Source organism: Avibacterium paragallinarum, from assembly GCF_900450705.1.
Lineage (GTDB): Bacteria > Pseudomonadota > Gammaproteobacteria > Enterobacterales > Pasteurellaceae > Avibacterium > Avibacterium paragallinarum.
Window position 1 is genome coordinate 538,346 of the sequence record NZ_UGHK01000001.1, and the last position, 20,409, is coordinate 558,754.

Consider the following 20,409-nt stretch of genomic DNA (forward strand, 5'->3'; position numbering starts at 1 on the left):
GAAAAATTAAACCATTCCAAACATTTAGTATAGGCTTAATTAAATTATAGTCGTTTGATTTCAAAATAATACTGCGTTACTTCGCCTTGCCGTACTATTTGTACTGTCTGCGGCTTGTTGCCTTGTCTTATTTTGAACTTAAACGACTATATCTTGATATTTGATTTTAAAATCAGAAAGTAACAAAGTGCGGTACGAAATTGATCTGCACCCCAAAAGTTGGACTAAATAACCAACTGATTAAGGTGCAGATTTTTTATGACTAAATATACTCAACGTTTCAAACAACAAGTGCTCGACTTTTATCATCAAAATGGAAAAAACCGTTCGCTTACTCGCCAGTATTTTCAGCTTCCCCAAAGCACGTTAGCACGTTGGATTGCAAAATTTAATCATAATGGAATCAATGGATTGGCTGTGTTAGGTAAAAAACGATGTTATTCTGTTGAGTTTAAATTAAAGGTTATTCAAGCTATCAAAAAAGGCCAGTGCTCCGCTGAAGCCGCCTGCTTTCGCTTTGATATCCCCAGTTCAGGGATAATTAGTCAATGGTTGCAACGCTTTGAAAAACAAGGTATAGATGGGTTATTACTCAAACCTAAAGGTCGTCCAAGTATGAAACTCAACTCACCTAAAATGCCACCAACGCCCAAAACAGAAGAAGAACGCTTGCGTTACCGAATTTTGGAATTAGAAGCGGAGAATGCAATGCTAAAAAAGTTGCAGGAACTCAACCAACAAAAAATGCAGAAAAAGCCGTCATCGTAAATGCCTTACGCTCGCGTTTCCCGTTGGAATTGTTACTCAGGCTAATCGGATTGGCACGCAGTTCGTTCTTTTATCATCTCAAGCCAAAGTCGGATAAAAATGTAGCGATTTCACAGAAAATAGAGGAAATTTATCGCAAAAATGACGAAAATTATGGTTATCGTCGAATTACCTTGGAATTAAGGAAATACTTGATTATCAACCACAAAAGGGGGCAAGCGATAATGCAACGTTTGGGGTTAAAAGGAAAAAGTAAGCAGAAAAAATATCGTTCTTACCAAGGCAAAGTGGGACACATTGCCGATAATCTGTTGCAACGGGATTTTACGGCAACGATGCCGAATGAGAAGTGGGTAACGGATATCACCGAGTTCAAATGTGCGGAAGGCAAAGTGTATTTATCGCCGATTAAAGACTTGTTTAATAACGAAATTATTGCTTATGATGTGGCGAGAAGTCCGAATTTTGAGCAGATAACCAGAATGTTGACCCAGGCGGTGAACCGATTAGCGGGGGAAAAACCGATACTGCATTCCGACCAAGGGTGGCAGTATCAAATGATGGGTTATCGGGAGATATTGAAAAAACACGGTATTAAGCAAAGTATATCGAGAAAAGGCAATTGCCTTGATAATGGTGCGATGGAAAGCTTTTTCGGGCGATTGAAGACGGAATGTTACTTTGGCAAGCGGTTTGAAACCTTTGAACAGCTTGAAAAAGTGATTCACGAGTACATTCATTACTACAACAATGAGCGTATTCAAGTGAAGCTCAAAGGACTAAGCCCTGTGGAATACAGAACTCAGTCCTTGAATGAAATTAGAATATAGTCTAACTTTTTGGGGGCAGATCAAATTTAGAGGTTTTTAACACCGCACTTTGTTATTTACAGTTCAAACAACTCACCATCTCGCAATAAATGCACATTGCCTTTGCGGCGTAAGAACCCGCAGCGGTCAAGATATTCCATTAATTGCACGGTCATTTTTCTGCCCCATTGTAATTGATCTCGCAGTTGGTTCACGGAAATCTGTCCATTTTGTTCAATGAATGCTTTGATCCAACGTGCATAGCCGTAGAGGGTTTCGGTGAGGATAAAACGATCCCGCACGATGGGGGTGAGATACCCCAATTTTCCCGCTTTATAGAGGAAGTTTCGCATTTCGCTCTCTTCCATTTCGAGCAAGTTAGCCAGATCACGCACCCACAAGGCTTGCCCTTGTTGTTGCTCAAAATGGCATAGAACATCTTGCCATAAGGCTTGCTCTTGCGGCGTGAAGCGGATTTTATGCTCAGGCAAATGCAGCCAGCCGCGTGTTTGCTGGATCTTGTCTTGAGCAAGTAGGGTATCAATGAAGTGATAAATCAAGGCTTCGGGCTGTTTAATGGCGGCAATGCGATATAAACGGGCTTTGCTTAGTCCAAGCTGATCGGCGTGCTGTTGATGATAATCCGCGAGGGTTTGCAAAAGATTTGCTTGCTGAGTTTGTGCATATTCCGCGTTAAATGCCCAATTTTGCCAAGAATGAGCGTGAATTTGCGTTAAAAGTGCGGTAAGTTGCGTTGCGGAGCATTGACTTAGCCAAGCCAGCTCAGCGAGGGGCAATGGGCGTTGTTGCAAATAGCAAGCCAAACGCTCCGCTGTGGTGTTCGCCTGTTGCAAATTGTGCAAAAAATCTAACCGCACTTCAGTGCGTTTATAGCGTTTTGGCGAGCGGATCTCAATCACCCTTGCTCCGCCCACAAGGGTTTTCGCATCGCCACTGCGTAAAATCAATTTGTCGCCGTCGGTCAAAAATAACGGCTGTTCAAGCACTAATTCTGCCAAGGCGTTTTGCTGTGGATAACATTGTTTATGTTGCAAAAGAGTGAGCTTGCCCGTTGTGCGAGTCGCCGCGTGGTAAATATGCACGGGCTGACTTTCTTGCAACAGGTTTTCGGCTTCCACGTCAATGGTCAGCCGATCCGTTGGCGGTAAAGGGGGCTGGGCAAAAAGCCAATCTCCCCGCTGAATGGCGTTTCGTTCCACTTCCGTTTGGATATTGAGGGCTAAACGTTGCCCTGCAAAACCTTCATTCGCTTGCTGATCTTGGCTGTGAATATTTTTAATCCGCACTTTTTGCCCTGTGGATAAGTAAAGCACGTCATCAACGGCAACTTGCCCGCTAAATGCCGTTCCAGTTACCACTGTTCCCACCCCTTTGAGGCTGAAAATGCGATCAATGGCATAGCGGAACGGACGATCACGCTCCGCCCGTTCGGGAAGATGGGCGAGATAATCCTGCAATTCTGCGATGCCTTGCCCCGTGCGGGCAGAGGTGATAAAAAATGGGCTGTCGGTTAAAAACGGATATTGTTGGGTAATTTGTTGTTTTAATTGGGAAATTTGTGCTTCTTCGGCATTATCCGATTTGCTGATCACCACAATAATTTGCTCAAAACGCAATAAACGCAAAATGGCTAAATGTTCCTGCGTTTGCGGTTGAATGCCCTCATCAGCGGCGATGATTAGCATTGCATAATGCACACCGCCTAGCCCCGCGAGCATATTGGAAAGAAATTTTTCGTGTCCTGGCACATCAATAAAGCCGAGGCTTTTGTCTTTCAGCGGAAGATAGGCGTAGCCTAAATCAATGGTCATTCCACGTTTTTTTTCTTCGGGTAACCGATCCGCATTTTTTCCTGTAAGTGATTGTAATAAGTCGGTTTTTCCGTGATCAACGTGGCCTGAGGTAACAATGATCATAGTTGCTCCAATGTGTTCAGTAAGCGGTCAAAATTCGCGAGGCTACGCAAATCAAGCCATAATTTGTTCTGTTCCACCCGACCAATGATTGGCTGTGGAAGCTGTTTCAAGCGTTGAATAAGTGCGGTCAGTTTTTCCGTTGTTTTTTCTTCTAAGGTGATCGCCATAGAGGGCAATCTTGCCAGTGGCTGAGCACCGCTGCCAATCTGGGCTTGGCTTTCCTCAATACGTACTTGGTAGGCAAAATTGAGCTTATTTTCTAACCGCACTTTGAGTCGCTCCGCCTGTTCGCGTAATTGGGCTTGTGGCTGTGTGAGTAAATGCAAGGTGGTGAGCTTTTCCGCCAGTTTTTCAGGCTGAAGATATAAACGCAAGGTGGCTTCTAACCCTGCGAGAATGACTTTATCACAACGCAAGGCACGTTTTAGCGGGTGAGCTTGAAGCTGGGCGATCAGCGATTTTTTCCCTACAATAATGCCGACCTGTGGGCCACCAAGTAATTTATCCCCAGAAAATGAGATTAAATCCACACCCTGCTGCCATTTTTCTTGCACCGTTGGTTCTGCGGGTAAGCCGTATTGGCTGAGATCAATTAACGCTCCACTGCCTAAATCCGTGACAATGGGGATATTCACCGACTTACCAAGCTCCACTAATTCGGCTTCACTTACGCTATGAGTAAAGCCACAAATTTGATAGTTACTGCTGTGAACTTTCATTAAAAGGGCAGTATTTTCGCTGATTGCACGCTGATAATCGGCTAAATGGGTGCGGTTGGTCGTTCCCACCTCCACCAAACGGCAGCCCGCTTGCTGCATAATATCGGGAATGCGGAACGAACCGCCGATTTCAATCAGCTCGCCACGGGAAATCACCACGTCCTTATCTTTCGCAAAGGTAGCCAGCATCAACAACACCGCCGCCGCATTATTATTCACCACACAAGCAGCTTCAGCCCCCGTGAGTTCACAGAGCAATTCGCTAATATAATGATCCCGATGGCTGCGTTTCCCAGCGTGTAAATCATATTCCAATGCCACATTTTCCTGCATCGCGAGCAACGCGGCGTGTTGTGCCGCTTCCGACCACAAAGCACGCCCTAAATTGGTGTGCAACACCGTTCCCGTTAAGTTATGCACAGGCTGGATTTTTACTTGCTGTTGAGCCTGTAGTGCCTTTTGAATTTGGGCGAAGAGGGCATTTTCATCAGTAAAAAAGTGCGGTAGTTTTTTGTGCTGTTTTATGTGCGAGCGTGCATCTTCAAGCAACGCACGGCAAATTTTCACCACTGCACAATGCCCAAATTCCTCAATGAGCAAGGCAACCTCAGGGCGTTTGAGCAATTTATCAATGGCGGGAAGCTGTTGAAATAGCGTGTTCATTTTGATTTCCTACAAATTTTTTGCTTAATCATACTGCTTTTTATTTTGAATTTACAATTTAACCATAATACATACAATAATCTATTCAGCTAGCCTAATAATATTCTCGGGGCTGTCCTAGATAACAACTAAAAAATCTATTTAGGTTAGAATGAACCAATGAGAAAAAGTCGTCTAAGTCAGCACAAACAAAATAAACTCATTGAGCTATTTGTTGCAGGTGTTACTGCAAGGACAGCAGCAGAGTTAGTCAATGTAAACAAAACGACTGCCGCATATTACTTTCATCGTTTACGCCAACTCATCTATCAAAACAGCCTTCACTTAGAGATGTTTGAAGGTGAAATTGAAGCCGATGAAAGTTATTTTGGCGGTGCTCGCAAAGGCAAACGTGGTCGTGGTGCGGCAGGGAAAATTGCGGTATTCGGGCTTCTCAAGCGCAATGGCAAGGTTTATACCGTTGCGGTTCCAAATACGCAATCTGCCACCTTGTTACCCATTATTCGGGAGCAGGTAAAGCCTGATAGTATTGTTTACACCGATAATTATCGTAGTTATGACGTGCTTGATGTGAGTGAATTTAGTCATTTTCGTATCAATCACAGCACACATTTTGCTGAAAATCATAACCACATTAACGGAATTGAGAATTTTTGGAGCCAAGCAAAACGCCATTTACGCAAATTTAATGGTATCCCAAAAGCGCATTTTGAGCTTTATTTAAAGGAATGTGAATGGCGTTTTAATTACAGCAACATAAAAAGTCAAATTTCTATTTTAAAACAATTGGTTAAAGGGAGTTTAGTCTAGTTATCTAGGACAGCCCCATAATTTTTAAAAAATCCCACATTAGTGGGATTTTTTCTTTTTTCAATGTCGTGTGGGGCGTATTTCACCCTAATTCGTAACATATTTGGCTCTTATTTTGTATTTGTCCGCGTGTCGTTCGAGATAAAGACTTCCATCAGAGAATATGGGGCTGTCCTAGATAACTAGACTAAACTCCCTTTAACCAATTGTTTTAAAATAGAAATTTGACTTTTTATGTTGCTGTAATTAAAACGCCATTCACATTCCTTTAAATAAAGCTCAAAATGCGCTTTTGGGATACCATTAAATTTGCGTAAATGGCGTTTTGCTTGGCTCCAAAAATTCTCAATTCCGTTAATGTGGTTATGATTTTCAGCAAAATGTGTGCTGTGATTGATACGAAAATGACTAAATTCACTCACATCAAGCACGTCATAACTACGATAATTATCGGTGTAAACAATACTATCAGGCTTTACCTGCTCCCGAATAATGGGTAACAAGGTGGCAGATTGCGTATTTGGAACCGCAACGGTATAAACCTTGCCATTGCGCTTGAGAAGCCCGAATACCGCAATTTTCCCTGCCGCACCACGACCACGTTTGCCTTTGCGAGCACCGCCAAAATAACTTTCATCGGCTTCAATTTCACCTTCAAACATCTCTAAGTGAAGGCTGTTTTGATAGATGAGTTGGCGTAAACGATGAAAGTAATATGCGGCAGTCGTTTTGTTTACATTGACTAACTCTGCTGCTGTCCTTGCAGTAACACCTGCAACAAATAGCTCAATGAGTTTATTTTGTTTGTGCTGACTTAGACGACTTTTTCTCATTGGTTCATTCTAACCTAAATAGATTTTTTAGTTGTTATCTAGGACAGCCCCATCAAGTATTTCCTTAATTCCAAGGTAATTCGACGATAACCATAATTTTCGTCATTTTTGCGATAAATTTCCTCTATTTTCTGTGAAATCGCTACATTTTTATCCGACTTTGGCTTGAGATGATAAAAGAACGAACTGCGTGCCAATCCGATTAGCCTGAGTAACAATTCCAACGGGAAACGCGAGCGTAAGGCATTTACGATGACGGCTTTTTCTGCATTTTTTGTTGGTTGAGTTCCTGCAACTTTTTTAGCATTGCATTCTCCGCTTCTAATTCCAAAATTCGGTAACGCAAGCGTTCTTCTTCTGTTTTGGGCGTTGGTGGCATTTTAGGTGAGTTGAGTTTCATACTTGGACGACCTTTAGGTTTGAGTAATAACCCATCTATACCTTGTTTTTCAAAGCGTTGCAACCATTGACTAATTATCCCTGAACTGGGGATATCAAAGTGAAAGCAGGCGGCTTCAGCGGAGCACTGGCCTTTTTTGATAGCTTGAATAACCTTTAATTTAAACTCAACAGAATAATATCGTTTTTTACCTAACACAGCTAATCCATTGATTCCATTATGATTAAATTTCGCAATCCAACGTGCTAACGTGCTTTGGGGAAGCTGAAAATACTGGCGAGTAAGCGAACGGTTTTTTCCATTTTGATGATAAAAGTCGAGCACTTGTTGTTTGAAACGTTGAGTATATTTAGTCATAAAAAATCTGCACCTTAATCAGTTGGTTATTTAGTCCAACTTTTGGGGTGCAGATCATCTGCATTTATTGCAATTTTGAACACATTATTTATTCAAAAGTTTGCCTTAGCAGATGTAATCAATAGTGCTGTGAATGGGTTTAATGTTTCAATGATTCCAAATGATATTCAGGTTAGTAGCGATTTAGCTCGCTTACTAAACCGTGGTGGAATGAATTCAATGATGGGAACATTATTAATCTGTTTCTGTGCGCTTTCTTTTGCAGGTATTTTATCGCTTAGTGGAGCATTGGAAGTGATCATAAACCACTTATTGAAATTAGTACGTTCCACCGCCTCACTAATTTTTACAACGATTCTTTGTGGATTGACAATGATCGGGGTAACTTGTAACGGACAAATTTCAATTCTTATCCCAAGTGAAATGTTACGAGATGCTTATATCGAACGTGGATTACATCCAAAAAATTTAAGCTGTACTGCAGAAGATTCGGCGACTATTATTGAACCAATTTTACCTTGGACAGCAGCAGGGGCTTATATGGCTGGCACATTAGGCGTTGCGACGCTGTCTTACTTACCTTGGGCAATTTTATGCTGGAGCGGAATAATATTTGCAATGTTGTGGGGAGTAACAGGATTTGGTATCGCCAAATTATCTAGATAAAAAATAAAAACGAAAACTAAGTGCGGTCAAAAAATGGCTGATTTTTCCACCGCACTTTAGTTTAGAGAAAATTAAAGTTTTTCCACTAACTCCACGGCTGCACCAATATAAGTGGCTGGAGTGAGTTGTTGTAAGCGTTGTTTTTCTTGTGCAGGAATGTCGAGCTTTTCGATAAACTCACGCATTGCTTGTTCATCAACCCGTTTGCCACGCGTAAGCTCTTTGAGTTTTTCGTAAGGTTTTTCAATACCATAGCGACGCATTACAGTTTGAATTGGCTCTGCCAGCACTTCCCAGTTTTGGTTAAGCTCATCACGCAAATGTTGTTCGTTCACTTCTAATTTGCTGATCCCTTTTCGTGTCGCAGCATAGGCGATTAAACAATAGCCCAAGCCCACGCCGAGATTGCGTAGCACGGTGGAATCCGTTAAATCACGTTGCCAGCGAGAGATCGGCAATTTCGCCCCGAGATGCCCCATTACCGCATTCGCAATGCCGAGATTTCCCTCTGAGTTTTCAAAGTCAATCGGGTTCACTTTGTGTGGCATTGTGGACGAGCCAATTTCGCCCGCGATGGTGCGTTGTTTGAAGTGATTTAATGCGATGTAGCCCCAAAGATCACGGTCAAAATCAATAATAATGGTGTTGAAACGAGCGATATTATCAAACAGCTCCGCGATATAATCGTGTGGCTCAATTTGTGTGGTGTAAGGATTCCATTTGATGCCTAAAGAGGTAACAAATTCTTCGCTGAATTTGTGCCAATCCACGTCAGGATAAGCGGATAAATGAGCGTTGTAGTTCCCCACCGCACCGTTAATTTTTCCAAGAATTTCAATGCGTTGAAGTTGTTCATATTGACGTTTTAGGCGATACACTACATTCGCCATTTCTTTCCCAACCGTGGAAGGGGAAGCGGGCTGACCGTGGGTGCGAGAAAGAAGCGGAATGGCTTTGTATTCTTGTGCAAGGCGTTCAATCTCATCAATTAATTTTTGCCATTCAGGCAAGATCACCTCTTCACGTGCGGTTTTCAACATTAAGGCGTGAGAAAGGTTATTAATGTCCTCCGAAGTGCAAGCGAAATGGATAAACTCGCTCACCGCCGCTAATTCTTCAAGTGCGGTGGTTTTTTCTTTCAAAAAATACTCTACGGCTTTCACATCGTGATTGGTGGTTTTTTCGATTTCTTTAATGCGTTGTGCATCTTCTAGGCTGAAATTTGCCACGATTTGGTTAAGGTAATCGTTTGCTTTTTGCGACAAACAAGGCACTTCCTGAATTTGTGCGGTCGCTGCCAATTTTTGTAGCCAGCGAACTTCGACAGTAACGCGGAATTTGAGCAAGCCAAATTCGCTAAAAATATGACGTAATGCCGTTGTTTTGTCCTGATAACGACCGTCAATAGGGGAAATTGCAGTTAATACGGTTAATTCCATAAGAAGATGCTCCTAAAGGGTTGAGTAAATTTGTTGTGCCGTTGTGGCGATTTTGCCACGGGAAAAAAGAAACTGGTATTTTTTACCGCCCACTTGTCGCCATAGCACTGCTGAGCGAATGCCTGCCAACAAACAAGCCCGAATACGATGTTGAATGCCTTGTCGCTGTAAATAATCAGGCGAGCCGATCACTTGAATACGGTTGCCAAGCGGGCTGACCACGTCCACATAAATGGCTGCTAAATTGCTGATCATCTGCTCATCAAGTAAAGCATAAAAATTCAGTTGCGATGGCAAATACGCAAGGCGTTGAGCGAGCTGGGTTTTTGCCTCAGGGGATTTATTGAGTTTGCCCTCTAAGGCAAGCAAGCTCACCCAATAACGAGTGAGTTCCGCATCGCTGCCGTTTAACTGCTCCATTAAGGTTTCCAGCCCTAATTTCAAATACTTCGCCTCACCGCCATAGACAGCAAGGGTATTTTCAGGGGCGGTTTGTAGCAACGTTTGCAAGCTGGTTTCAAAGGCTTGCGAATCCGCCTCGCCATTGTGCGCAAATTGTTTCACTAATTTCGCGGCTTGGCACACGCCCGCCAAGGCTAGGGTGATTTCGTAATAATCTGCCATCGTAATATCGATCGTGATGTTGAAGGTAAAATGTGATTAAAATGGCGAGCAATATAGCATTTTTCCCCCTTTTTTTAAAGCTGAACACACCAGTTAAATTCTTGCTATACTGAACGGGTTCAATCTCAACGGAAAAAGAAAAAATGAAAGCCAACAAAAAACAATGCCTAATTAGCACCGCACTTTTCGCAACCTTAGCAATCGCCGCACAGGCGGAAATTCTCGTCAGCCAAGCCAGTATCGCCGCAACCCAACAAGCGGGCGAACCCAGTGCGATTTTTATGCAACTTGAAAATAACGGCAATGAAAACGTTCAGCTCGCCTTTGTGGAAAGCGAAATCCCCGCCCGCTTCGCTTTACACGGAATGCAACAGGGCAGAATGACCGATCTCAACACCATTGAAATCCCCGCTCATCAACGCCTGAGCCTAAAACACGGTGGACAGCATATTATGGTGTTCGATCTCCCTAATTCCCTCAAACAAGGGGAAACTTTCCCGATCTCGTTGTTTTTTGATAATGGGGAAGTGGTGAGAACGAAAGCGGTTGTACGATAAATATCACATTTCAAGAAAAAAGGGCAATCCAGCCCTTTTTAATCCGCAATCACCACCGCAATCCCTTTATTTAACAAGGCTTGGTGTGTTTGTTCATCAAGTAAATTATCCGTAATCACAACATCAATTTTTTCTAATGGACAAACAATATTTGGGCTACGCCGTCCAAATTTTGAGGAATCTGCCAAAACGATAATTTGCCTTGCGGCATTCGTCATTGCTTTACTCACGCCGTGTACTTCGTTAAAGGTGGTTAAACCGAGTTCTAAATCAAAGCCATCAGTGCCAATAAACAGTTTATCAAATGAGAATTTTTCAAACGTTGCTTCCGCTAAAATGCCATGCAATGAAGCCGATTTTGTTCGATATGTGCCGCCGCACATCAAAAGTTCGTGTTCTTTTTCCAATGCAACGAGGCTATTCATAATATGTAGGCTGTTGGTCATAATGGTGAGATTATTTAATTCGGCAAGATAAGGGATCATCTGCAAAACCGTACTGCCAGAATCAATGATGATGGAATCGCCATCTTTGAGGAATTTCACGGCAGCTTGAGCGATTTTCTTTTTTTGCTCCAAATTGATGTGCGTTTTATTTGTCATCGGCAATTCGGTTTCCGTTGTTTTTTCTTGCTCTCGCAAGACAACGCTACCATAAGTGCGAAGCACTTTCTTTGCTTTTTCAAGTGCGGTGAGATCTTTACGAATTGTTGTGCCTGTGGTTGAAAAAAATTCGGCTAATTGATCAACTGCCGTTTTACCGTGAGTTTGTAAATAATTTAAGATCGCAAGTTGTCTTTCTTTGGGTTTCATAATAAATCCATTTTTAGGATTTATCGCAGTTGAAGTGCTTCCTTGAGAGCCTGCTGGCTCTGTTTATCTTTGGGGAAAATAAGCTCTGGAATAATTTCACTATGCAATAAACCTTTTAACGTTGTGATTGTTTTTGCTCGAGAAAATACGCTTAATCCTTTTAATATAATCGCATTGACAACACGATAATCCTGATCAAAAGCGATGGCAATGACCACTTTAGGTTTAAATCGACCTTGCGTGCGACCTACGCCTACATTCCCTTGTTTACATAATTTCTCAAATTCTTTATTAAATTGAGATAATTGCCTCCACCCCAAAATGATCTGTAACAACCAAGCAATTATCGCCACAATAATGAGTGAATTTGTTATATTTTGCATAAAAATTTCCTTATTTTAAACGTTTTTACCGCATTATTTAAAAGAATTAAAAGATTTTTTGCGATGAGAGTGATTTCCTATGCCCCAAAACTGAAATGATTGCCGTACAGCGGAGAGAATCTGTACGGCACAAGCAAAATTAAAACATCACCTGCCCCCCTGTGATATTAATCGACTGCCCCGTGCAATATTCGGCTTTTTCGCTGGCGTAAAACAGTAGCACATTCAGCACATCTTGATATTCGCACCCCCGTTTCAAAGGCACTTTGTCAATATATGCCTGCTCCACTTGATCCGCTGGAATGCCTAATTTTTCCGCATATTGTGGAATGAGCGATTGGAACATCGGCGATTTGAGCAAATTCCCCAACATTAAAGAATGCACGGTGATGCCGTATTCTGCTAGATCTAAGGCCAAAGATTGGGTCAGCCCCACGCCGCCGAATTTTGCCGCACTGTACCCCGTGTTGTGCTTGCTCCCCACCTTGCCCGATTTGGAGTTGATCTGAATAATCCGCCCCGCGATGCCATCTCGAATCATTAATTTAGCAAACTCTCTGGCACAGAGAAAGTACCCCACCAAGTTCACCTGTAATGAAGTGTCAAAATCTTTGGTTTTAAATTCCGTAATGGGGGCGGCTTTCGCCATTCCCGCACTGTAAACTAACAAATCCACCTGTCCAAAACGAGCATCAACCGCATTGGCAAGAGCTTGCACGCTTTGCTCATCGGTTGCGTCCACATAAAACCCTGCCGCACATTTTTGCCCAAGATGGTGATTGATCGCATTCGCGGTTTTTTCCGCATTCGCTTCATTCAAATCCGCCACCGCAACCGCATAGTCATTTTCCGCCAAGCCTGAAGCTAAAAACGCCCCTAAGGTTTGACCGCCACCAACGATGACTGCAACTTTCTTTCCCATAATATCAACTCCTAATTTTTTATAATGGTTAAAACATCATTGACCTTTATTTCAGCTGGCATATTCCCTTTCAAATGAATTGTGCCAGGATATTCTGCTGTAATAGCACCATCAAAACGAAAGGTAACGTGCCCTAATTCTTTTAAATTGAAATTTGCCACACTTCCCACCGCCGTGATTTCAAACGTGTTATCGTTAAACCTCACATAATCGCCCACACAGACTTCTGCTAAAAGATCGCCGTGGCAATGAATGAAACAGTAATCCTCAAGCTCTTCTGGCACATCTTGCTTAAAGGTGATGAGCATATTCTCCGCTAAGGCTTCAGGGGCGAAACGCCCGATTTTATTGAATATTGTTTGATAAATAATCTGCATTGTTTCTCCTTACTGTAACCGTTTGATTTTTTTAATAATCTCGCATTACGCATTGGGTTATTTCACTTTTCTATACTGGCTTCAGATAAAAGTGCGGTCATTTTTCACCGCACTTTTTTATCGCGTTTAGTAGATAAAGGCGGACACAAACCACGCTAGTAAAACTGTTGGTGCCCCCGTTAAGAAACGGCTCACCAGCACAGACGGCACGCCAACCCGAACGGTGTCTTGCTTCGCTTCAGCAAGGGATAAGCCAACGGGGATAAAATCGCAAGCGGCTTGGGCATTAATGGCGAACAACGCAGGCAAGGCGAGGTGCGGCGGAATGTTGCCTAAGCCGATTTGCACCCCAACTAAAACGCCGATGACTTGTGCAATCACCGCACCCGGCCCTAAAAATGGCGATAAGAATGGGAAAGAACAAATTAACGCCAGCGTAACTAAACCGATTGGACTGTTGGCGAGTGGGGTTAAGCCGTGGGCAATCCAATCGCCTAAGCCTGAAGCGATGATGATACCGATCAAGGCAGAAACAAACGCCATAAACGGCAAAATGGTTTTCAGCACCGTGTCGATGGTATCCCGCCCCGCTTGGAAAAAGACCGCCACGATAGCCCCCATTCCCATACCAATTTTTGCCAGCAAGCCATCGCTTTGCTCGGTGATTTTTTTGCTACTATCGTAATCTTTCACCTTGTGGCTAGCGGTGGTTGGGCTTTTTGAAACGGCTGAATTTTCCGATTCAATCAAAGAGATATTGGCTTCTTTTACCGCTGAAACATAAATGTCTTCCACGATATATTCAGCGAGTGGGCCTGATTTCCCCGTAGCGTGAATGTTGATGGTGGGGATACGGCGTTTCGGATAAAGCCCACAACGTAGCACGCCGCCGCAATCAATAATCGCAATGCCGATTTGATCGTTTTCAGGCTCGCCCTCTTTAAAGCCATCAACCGCCTCCCAACCCGTGAGGGCAACGAGGTGATCCACAATACTCGGGCGAGTGCCTGCGGTCATATAAAGAATTTTTTTGTTTGGCTCAACGGCAATGGTTAAAGGTCCGCCCCAGCCGCCGTTGCCTTTTTCAATATAAATTGCTTTTGTCATTTTCATTTCCCCCTATAAATGCACTTCGCGATCGAGTTTAATACCCATACGTTTTTCAAAGATCGCCGTTGTGAAATCCGTGATCCAACCGCGGAAAAAGTTCGTCACCATACCCACTAATAAATAGCTCACCGCCAGTGGAGCAAGAGGCAGCCCTAGTGTGGTTAAACCGTTGGCAATGCCTAAATAAACAAAGAGTTCGCCAGGGTTGATGTGGGGAAACAAGCCGTTCATTGAATGGCAACTATAAGATGCAGCCGCATAATAACTGGGTTTATAGCGTTCAGGTAAGAATTTACCTAAACTTAATGTCATTGGATTACAGAAAACAAATGTGCCAAAAACAGGCAGGATTAAATAACGAGAAATCGGGTTGCCCGCACTACGTTGTGCTAAATGCTCAATACGATCTTGACCAATAAATTTGATCAAGGCATTCATCACAACCAATAAAGAAATCAGCAACGGCAAAATTCCTGTGACCATACTCACAAAAACCTCCCCCCCTTTTTGGAATAGCCCTATAAACCATTCCGCACTATGTGTAATAAATTCCATCTCACACCTCTCAAAATGAAAGTTTTTGGGTTTAAATCTGATTAATTACTTAATCATTGAGATAAATAATATTTCATTTTGAAAGATAAATCTGTGATAGAGATCGCAAATTTAATTTTTTATTTTAAAATAAAAGAAAAATGTTTTATTTAACAAGTTTTTTAAAATGTTTTTTACTCTGATACGCCCACCTTTTATCAATGGGAGCTGTCATAATGAGGAGTCCGTGGACTGACAACGCCCCACCAAAAGGGCGTTGTGCTGTGGTTGAAAAAATGCGTGCAGAAATGACCGCACTTTTATGTGATGTCTTTTTGTCGATTTTCTTCGCCTGGTTCCCAATCTACGGGTTCGTCGCGTAATAGCTTTTCCACCATTTCTTTGGTTTCGGCATCAAGACGGCGACCCAGTGCCATTAGTTCGGGGTCGGAGAAGATTTTGCGTTCGGGATCGTAATGGCTTGCCATTTCTGCCACGCTGTGGCGATCGCGGTGGTAATAAAGCTCGGCGATGGCTCGGGCTTTGTCTTTGTCGATGCCGAGCTGCTCGAGGGCGAGCCGTCCGCTTCTGATGGCGGAATCAAAGGTTTCACGCACGATATTCCTCGCCCCTGCACGATATAATTCGTAAACGTGGAAGCGGTCGTAGGCACGGGCTAAAATAGCAACCTGTGGATAGTTTTTGTTCACAAAGTTGGCAATTTGAATAGCTTGTTCTTTGTTATCAATGGCGATGATTAATAGTTTGGCTTCGGCGATGCCAGCAGTTTCCAATAGATCTTCTCTTGAACCGTCGCCGAAATAGCTTTTTACGCCGTAGCGAGTAAAGCCCTCCACCAACGCCGCGTCGTAATCGATGAGGGTGGGTTTATAGCCGCAACTTAACAACATTCCGTTTACGACTTGCCCATAACGCCCGTGTCCGATGATGATAATGGCGTTTTTTTCATCAATGGGATCGCTTTCTTTTTGTTGCGATTGGGTGGCTCGCGGCACGATGACTTTATCGTAAAAAATAAACAGTAGCGGGCTGGCTAACATTGAGATAGCGACCACGAGCAAAAATTTATCCGCCAAAGTTTCGGGTAAAATGGCGTTTTGGGTGGTGAACGAAAGCAGCACAAAACCAAATTCCCCTACTGGGGCGAGGCTTAGGGCGAAGAGGTTGCGGTTGAGTTTATCCAGCCGAAAGCAGAAACCTAGCCCCCACAAAATGAATGCTTTGACGATCAGCACTAACAGTGTGATCCCCATAATGGTTGCAAAGTCATTGAATAATAAGGAAAAATCAATACCTCCTCCGACGGTGATAAAAAACAGCCCAAGCAAAAGCCCTTTGAAAGGTTCGAGATTGCTTTCTAATTCGTGGCGGTATTCGCTGTTTGCCAACACCACGCCCGCAAGGAATGTGCCTAAGGCGGGGGAAAGTCCGATCAATGACATCATCGCCGCGATGCCGATTACCAAAGCAAGGGCAAAGGCGGTGAAGATTTCTCGCATTCGGCTGGCGGCAATGTAGCGGAAAATTGGGCGAGAGAGAAAATGCCCGCCCAGCACGATAGAGGTGATAACCGCAAGGGTGATGACCGCTTTCGCCGTGCCAGTTAGCCCGCTGAGCAAGTTGGTGCTTTCCGCCGACACAGTTTGCCCTTGATTGAATAGCTCAGGTGAGGCGAGGACAGGTAGCAAGGCAAGAATGGGGATCACCGCAATATCTTGAAATAACAGCACAGAAAAACTGCTTTGCCCGCCTGGGCTTTTCAATAGCCCCTTTTCGCCTAAGGTTTGCAATACAATGGCAGTGGAAGAGGCGGCTAGCACGCAGCCAACGGCGATCCCCATTTGCCACGAATAACCTAGCAGCACAGCAATCCCCGTGATCGCCGCAATGGTCAGCCCCATTTGTAGCCCTCCCAGCCCGAGCAATTTATTGCGTAACGCCCACAGGGTTTTCGGCTCAAGCTCAAGCCCCACAAGGAAGAGCATCATTACCACGCCAAATTCCGCAACGTGTTGCACTTTTTCCGCTTCTTGTCCAACCAGCCCTAAAATCGGCCCAATGGCAACGCCCGCCAGCAAATAGCCCAGCACCGAGCCAAGCCCAAGGCGTTTAGAAATAGGAACGGCGACCGCCGCGGCGAAAAGGTAAATAAAGGCAGAAACTAGTAGTGATGTCATCGTTTTTTCTCAATATTACGTTTTTTCTCAATATTAATAGAAAGGTAAATCGCTTCAGCTATTTTACTGAATTTACGCAGAAATCCTAGTGAGTAAATAAAAGTGCGGTGGTTTTGATCTGCCCCCAAAAAGTTAGACTATATTCTAATTTCATTCAAGGACTGAGTTCTGTATTCCACAGGGCTTAGTTCTTTGAGCTTCACTTGAATACGCTCATTGTTGTAGTAATGAATGTACTCGTGAATCACTTTTTCAAGCTGTTCAAAGGTTTCAAACCGCTTGCCAAAGTAACATTCCGTCTTCAATCGCCCGAAAAAGCTTTCCATCGCACCATTATCAAGGCAATTGCCTTTTCTCGATATACTTTGCTTAATACCGTGTTTTTTCAATATCTCCCGATAACCCATCATTTGATACTGCCACCCTTGGTCGGAATGCAGTATCGGTTTTTCCCCCGCTAATCGGTTCACCGCCTGGGTCAACATTCTGGTTATCTGCTCAAAATTCGGACTTCTCGCCACATCATAAGCAATAATTTCGTTATTAAACAAGTCTTTAATCGGCGATAAATACACTTTGCCTTCCGCACATTTGAACTCGGTGATATCCGTTACCCACTTCTCATTCGGCATCGTTGCCGTAAAATCCCGTTGCAACAGATTATCGGCAATGTGTCCCACTTTGCCTTGGTAAGAACGATATTTTTTCTGCTTACTTTTTCCTTTTAACCCCAAACGTTGCATTATCGCTTGCCCCCTTTTGTGGTTGATAATCAAGTATTTCCTTAATTCCAAGGTAATTCGACGATAACCATAATTTTCGTCATTTTTGCGATAAATTTCCTCTATTTTCTGTGAAATCGCTACATTTTTATCCGACTTTGGCTTGAGATGATAAAAGAACGAACTGCGTGCCAATCCGATTAGCCTGAGTAACAATTCCAACGGGAAACGCGAGCGTAAGGCATTTACGATGACGGCTTTTTCTGCATTTTTTGTTGGTTGAGTTCCTGCAACTTTTTTAGCATTGCATTCTCCGCTTCTAATTCCAAAATTCGGTAACGCAAGCGTTCTTCTTCTGTTTTGGGCGTTGGTGGCATTTTAGGTGAGTTGAGTTTCATACTTGGACGACCTTTAGGTTTGAGTAATAACCCATCTATACCTTGTTTTTCAAAGCGTTGCAACCATTGACTAATTATCCCTGAACTGGGGATATCAAAGCGAAAGCAGGCGGCTTCAGCGGAGCACTGGCCTTTTTTGATAGCTTGAATAACCTTTAATTTAAACTCAACAGAATAACATCGTTTTTTACCTAACACAGCTAATCCATTGATTCCATTATGATTAAATTTCGCAATCCAACGTGCTAACGTGCTTTGGGGAAGCTGAAAATACTGGCGAGTAAGCGAACGGTTTTTTCCATTTTGATGATAAAAGTCGAGCACTTGTTGTTTGAAACGTTGAGTATATTTAGTCATAAAAAATCTGCACCTTAATCAGTTGGTTGTTTAGTCCAACTTTTGGGGTGCAGATCAGTTTTTGCGAGGCGATCGGAATTGAGGGGGGATAGTACGTTTTCTCAAAATTCTATGCTGTTTTTGCTAGGCAAATTGTAAAGAGGTGATTAACTATTATGTTATTCCGACGCATATTCTTTGAAAATAAAAAGGAGCAATGCTTTTTTCTAGCAAATTTCTGATATGATAATACGACCTTAATGACGAACTAGCACAAATGCGAATACCAAGAATTTATCACCCAATTTCGTTAATACACCAAAAGCAATGTGATTTAAGTGAGGATGCTACAAATCATGTGGCACGAGTTCTCCGTATGAAAGTCGGAGAACAACTTGAATTATTTGACGGCAGTAACCATATATATCCTTCTATTATCAGGCAGATAAATAAAAGATCAGTGAATGTTGAAATTTTAGATCGCCAATTTGATGATAAGGAAAGCTCACTTCATATTCATCTAGGGCAAGTGATTTCTCGAGGTGAGAAAATGGAGTTTACTATCCAAAAATCTGTTGAATTGGGAGTAAATATCATTACTCCATTATGGTCTGAACGTTGTGGTGTTAAGTTAGATACAGAGCGTATGGCAAAAAAAATTCAGCAATGGCAAAAAATAGCAATTTCAGCTTGTGAACAATGTGGGCGTAATGTAATTCCTGAAATTCGTCCAATGATGAAATTAGCTAACTGGTGTGCAGAACAAGATGGAACACTTAAACTCAATTTGCATCCCAAAGCACAATATTCAATCAGTACATTGCCATATATTCCAACGACAGGAATACGTTTGCTCATTGGCTCAGAAGGTGGATTATCTCCGCAAGAAATTGCTCAAACAAAAGATCAAGGATTTACAGAAATTTTACTTGGAAAACGTATTTTACGTACGGAAACAGCCGCATTAACAGCAATTACGGCATTACAAGTTTGTTTTGGTGATCTAGCTTAACTCCGATAGCTATAATTAGGAAAAAATATGCAACTACAAAACCATTTTTTAATTGCTATGCCACATTTGATAGATGAACATTTTATCCGTTCTGTCATTTATATTTGTGAGCATAATGAGCAAGGAGCAATGGGATTGGTCCTTACACAACCTACAGATCTCAGCATCGCTGAATTGTGTATAAAAATGAATTTTATGATGGCAGATAATCGTCAATATCCAAATGATTTGGTTCTTGCAGGTGGTCCAACAAATCTTGAACGTGGTTTTATTCTTCATACTTCATCTCAAACGCCGTTTTTGCATAGCCAAAAATTGGCTAGTAATTTATGGCTTACTACATCAGCAGATGTCATTGATTCTCTTGGTACACCCCAAGCTCCAGAAAAATGCCTAGTCGCTTTAGGTTGTGCGAGTTGGTCTCCAACTCAGCTTGAGAGAGAAATTGCGAATAATGATTGGTTAATCGTACCCGCAAATGAGCATATTTTATTTGATATGCCATATTCAGAACGTTGGCTTGCAGCTAATCAATTACTCGGAATACAGCAACATAATTTTGCTTATCAAGCAGGACATTGTTAATGGGAATTACTGCAATTGCTTTTGATTTTGGTACAAAAAGTATTGGTTGTGCTGTAGGGCAAAGTATTACTTGCTCGGCACAACCATTAAACGCTTTTAAAGCACAAGATGGTATACCAAACTGGCAAGCTATTGATAAATGTTTGCAAGAATGGAAACCTAATATTGTTGTTGTTGGATTGCCTTTAAATATGGATGGAACGGAACAGCCTTTTACTGCTAGAGCAAAAAAGTTTGCTAATCGTTTACATAGCCGTTTTGGTGTACAAATTGTTCTGCATGATGAACGTCTAACTACTACGGAAGCTCGTGCAGAAATATTTCAACGAGGTGGATTTAAAGCACTGGAAAAGGGAAAAGTGGATAGTATTGCAGCTTGTCTCATTTTAGAGAGCTGGTTTGAAAATCTATAGTGCGGTGTTATTTTTTATTGATTCA

General features: G+C 42.6%; 19 protein-coding genes and 2 pseudogenes. 7 read left to right on the forward strand and 14 right to left on the reverse strand.

What is annotated here, in order from left to right:
- Positions 1-258: 258 nt before the first annotated feature.
- Positions 259-1,598 (forward strand): IS3 family transposase gene (locus tag DXZ23_RS02885; protein ID WP_114995401.1). Its coding sequence is split into 2 segments (ribosomal slippage): positions 259-709 and positions 709-1,598, totalling 1,341 coding nucleotides; the frame shifts between segments, so codons are not numbered across the junction.
- A gap of 56 nt (positions 1,599-1,654) precedes the next feature.
- Here the strand turns inward: DXZ23_RS02885 and selB are convergent.
- Together selB and selA are read right to left on the reverse strand one after the other, a co-directional pair.
- Complete coding sequence (gene selB, locus DXZ23_RS02890; RefSeq protein ID WP_017805571.1) at positions 1,655-3,514, reverse strand: selenocysteine-specific translation elongation factor; 1,860 nt, start codon at positions 3,512-3,514, stop codon at positions 1,655-1,657.
- Complete coding sequence (gene selA / locus DXZ23_RS02895) at positions 3,511-4,896, reverse strand: L-seryl-tRNA(Sec) selenium transferase (protein ID WP_021724677.1); 1,386 nt, start codon at positions 4,894-4,896, stop codon at positions 3,511-3,513. Before selA ends, selB begins: the two co-directional genes overlap by 4 nt.
- A 159-nt stretch (positions 4,897-5,055) precedes the next feature.
- Here selA and DXZ23_RS02900 point away from each other — a divergent pair, with 159 nt between their 5' ends.
- The gene (locus tag DXZ23_RS02900; RefSeq protein ID WP_017805306.1) at positions 5,056-5,706 is read left to right on the forward strand and encodes an IS1595-like element ISHpa1 family transposase; all 651 of its coding nucleotides are present in this window, start codon (positions 5,056-5,058) and stop codon (positions 5,704-5,706) included.
- A gap of 182 nt (positions 5,707-5,888) precedes the next feature.
- On the opposite strand, the gene DXZ23_RS02905 is transcribed toward DXZ23_RS02900, so the two are convergent.
- Positions 5,889-6,539: an IS1595-like element ISHpa1 family transposase gene (locus DXZ23_RS02905; protein ID WP_017805306.1), complete on the reverse strand. Its 651-nt coding sequence runs from the start codon at positions 6,537-6,539 to the stop codon at positions 5,889-5,891.
- A 53-nt stretch (positions 6,540-6,592) separates the two neighbouring features.
- Positions 6,593-7,296: pseudogene (locus DXZ23_RS02910) on the reverse strand (transposase); the annotation flags it as partial.
- A gap of 57 nt (positions 7,297-7,353) precedes the next feature.
- Between DXZ23_RS02910 and DXZ23_RS02915 the strand changes: the two are divergent.
- Positions 7,354-7,962: pseudogene (locus DXZ23_RS02915) on the forward strand (Na+/H+ antiporter NhaC family protein); the annotation flags it as partial.
- Between the two features lie 71 nt (positions 7,963-8,033).
- Here the strand turns inward: DXZ23_RS02915 and purB are convergent.
- Both purB and hflD read right to left on the reverse strand, forming a co-directional pair.
- Entirely contained in the window at positions 8,034-9,401 is a 1,368-nt protein-coding gene (purB, locus tag DXZ23_RS02920) for an adenylosuccinate lyase (RefSeq protein WP_017805565.1), read from the reverse strand.
- 12 nt (positions 9,402-9,413) lie between these two features.
- Positions 9,414-10,025 carry a high frequency lysogenization protein HflD gene (gene hflD / locus DXZ23_RS02925; RefSeq protein ID WP_017805564.1) on the reverse strand — a complete coding sequence of 204 codons (612 nt, stop codon included), beginning with the start codon at positions 10,023-10,025 and terminating at the stop codon, positions 9,414-9,416.
- 143 nt (positions 10,026-10,168) lie between these two features.
- On the opposite strand from hflD, the gene DXZ23_RS02930 reads away from it, so the two are divergent.
- Positions 10,169-10,582, forward strand: coding sequence for a copper chaperone PCu(A)C (locus DXZ23_RS02930; RefSeq protein WP_017805563.1), 414 nt, complete (start codon positions 10,169-10,171; stop codon positions 10,580-10,582).
- Positions 10,583-10,620: 38 nt separating this feature from the next.
- On the opposite strand, the gene srlR is transcribed toward DXZ23_RS02930, so the two are convergent.
- The 8 genes from srlR to DXZ23_RS02970 form a co-directional block, all read right to left on the reverse strand.
- Positions 10,621-11,394, reverse strand: a complete 774-nt coding sequence (gene srlR, locus DXZ23_RS02935) for a glucitol operon DNA-binding transcriptional repressor SrlR (RefSeq protein WP_017805562.1) — start codon at positions 11,392-11,394, stop codon at positions 10,621-10,623.
- 20 nt (positions 11,395-11,414) lie between these two features.
- Complete coding sequence (gutM, locus tag DXZ23_RS02940; protein ID WP_017805561.1) at positions 11,415-11,777, reverse strand: transcriptional regulator GutM; 363 nt, start codon at positions 11,775-11,777, stop codon at positions 11,415-11,417.
- A gap of 139 nt (positions 11,778-11,916) precedes the next feature.
- Positions 11,917-12,699 (reverse strand): sorbitol-6-phosphate dehydrogenase, encoded by a 783-nt coding sequence (srlD, locus tag DXZ23_RS02945; protein ID WP_017805560.1) that lies wholly within the window; start codon positions 12,697-12,699, stop codon positions 11,917-11,919.
- Between the two features lie 11 nt (positions 12,700-12,710).
- On the reverse strand, positions 12,711-13,076 hold the full coding sequence (srlB, locus tag DXZ23_RS02950) for a PTS glucitol/sorbitol transporter subunit IIA (protein WP_017805559.1): 366 nt from the start codon (positions 13,074-13,076) through the stop codon (positions 12,711-12,713).
- A gap of 126 nt (positions 13,077-13,202) precedes the next feature.
- Entirely contained in the window at positions 13,203-14,183 is a 981-nt protein-coding gene (gene srlE / locus DXZ23_RS02955) for a PTS glucitol/sorbitol transporter subunit IIB (RefSeq protein ID WP_017805558.1), read from the reverse strand.
- Between the two features lie 12 nt (positions 14,184-14,195).
- Positions 14,196-14,741 (reverse strand): PTS glucitol/sorbitol transporter subunit IIC, encoded by a 546-nt coding sequence (srlA, locus tag DXZ23_RS02960; protein WP_017805557.1) that lies wholly within the window; start codon positions 14,739-14,741, stop codon positions 14,196-14,198.
- Between the two features lie 299 nt (positions 14,742-15,040).
- A complete protein-coding gene (locus DXZ23_RS02965; RefSeq protein WP_017805556.1) occupies positions 15,041-16,918 on the reverse strand; it encodes a monovalent cation:proton antiporter-2 (CPA2) family protein in 1,878 nt (625 codons plus the stop codon).
- Between the two features lie 137 nt (positions 16,919-17,055).
- Positions 17,056-18,395 (reverse strand): IS3 family transposase gene (locus DXZ23_RS02970; RefSeq protein WP_114995405.1). Its coding sequence is split into 2 segments (ribosomal slippage): positions 17,056-17,945 and positions 17,945-18,395, totalling 1,341 coding nucleotides; the frame shifts between segments, so codons are not numbered across the junction.
- A gap of 256 nt (positions 18,396-18,651) precedes the next feature.
- Between DXZ23_RS02970 and rsmE the strand changes: the two genes are divergently transcribed.
- The 3 genes from rsmE to ruvX are packed head-to-tail and all read left to right on the forward strand — an operon-like array spanning position 18,652 to position 20,384.
- Positions 18,652-19,386 (forward strand): 16S rRNA (uracil(1498)-N(3))-methyltransferase, encoded by a 735-nt coding sequence (rsmE, locus tag DXZ23_RS02975; protein WP_026138470.1) that lies wholly within the window; start codon positions 18,652-18,654, stop codon positions 19,384-19,386.
- A gap of 27 nt (positions 19,387-19,413) precedes the next feature.
- Complete coding sequence (locus DXZ23_RS02980) at positions 19,414-19,971, forward strand: YqgE/AlgH family protein (RefSeq protein ID WP_017805553.1); 558 nt, start codon at positions 19,414-19,416, stop codon at positions 19,969-19,971.
- Positions 19,971-20,384, forward strand: coding sequence for a Holliday junction resolvase RuvX (ruvX, locus tag DXZ23_RS02985; RefSeq protein WP_017805552.1), 414 nt, complete (start codon positions 19,971-19,973; stop codon positions 20,382-20,384). Before DXZ23_RS02980 ends, ruvX begins: the two co-directional genes overlap by 1 nt.
- The last annotated feature ends 25 nt before the right edge of the window (positions 20,385-20,409 follow it).